This window comes from Streptomyces sp. URMC 126, assembly GCF_051386555.1.
Taxonomy (GTDB): Bacteria; Actinomycetota; Actinomycetes; order Streptomycetales; family Streptomycetaceae; genus Streptomyces.
In genome coordinates, this window is the sequence record NZ_JBPQTX010000652.1 from 1 (window position 1) to 847 (window position 847).

The following is an 847-nucleotide window of genomic DNA, read 5'->3' on the forward strand; positions in this document are numbered from 1 at the left end:
CTCCCCCGCCCCCGCCGCGGACCCGTCCGCTGCCACGGATTCCCCGGGCACCGGCACCACTGCCGCCACGAGTGCCGCGGATGCCACAGGTGCCACAGGTGCCGCGGACATCACCGGAGCCCCTGGCACCTCCCGCAGCCCCCGGAGTCCCGACACCGACACCCTCGTCCACGACCGGCTCGCCGGCTGCGTCTCGGACCTCACCACGCTCCACGAACTCACCGAACGCCTCACCCGCATCACGGACCTGGACGACGCGCTGCGCGAACTCCTGCGCGCCGGCGCCACCCTTCTGGGCGCCGGCCGGGGCCTGGTCACCCTCCACCCGGTCGACGACTCCGGCCGTACGGCGACCGCCACCCTCGGGCTCGGACGCGCCGACCTCGGTCACCTGGAGACCATCCCGCGCCTCCCGGCGGATCCCCAGGCCCGGAACGCTTCTCCGGCCGCCCGGCAGGACTCGCGGGCGACAGACGAACCACACAGCCCGCGGAACTCCCAGGACGCGCAGGATCCGCAAGTCCCGTCCGTCTCCCCGGCATCGGGGCTCTCCCAGGGCTCGCAGTTCTCGCAGGGCTCGCAGTTCTCGCAGGGCTCGCACGAAGCTCCGCCTCCTCCCGCACCCTCCGTCCGCCCGTCGCCCCCCGCGCCTGCCCCCTCCGACGCGTCCCATCCGTACGTCCACCTTCTTGAGGGACTGCCGCCCGTCGGTTCCCGCTCCGGCACCGCCCGCCCCGACATCCCGGGCGAGGAGGACCTCGACCCCCGGCACCGCGAGGTCGCGGCCCGGCTGGGCTACGCCGCCAGCTACGCCGTACCCCTGGACGCCGCCGCCCCGCCCCGCGAC

At 75.6% G+C, this 847-nt stretch carries 1 pseudogene; it reads left to right on the forward strand.

Annotated features, from left to right (window positions below):
• Window positions 1–109: 109 nt before the first annotated feature.
• A pseudogene (locus ACSNOK_RS33320) lies at window positions 110–847 on the forward strand (serine/threonine-protein phosphatase); the annotation flags it as partial.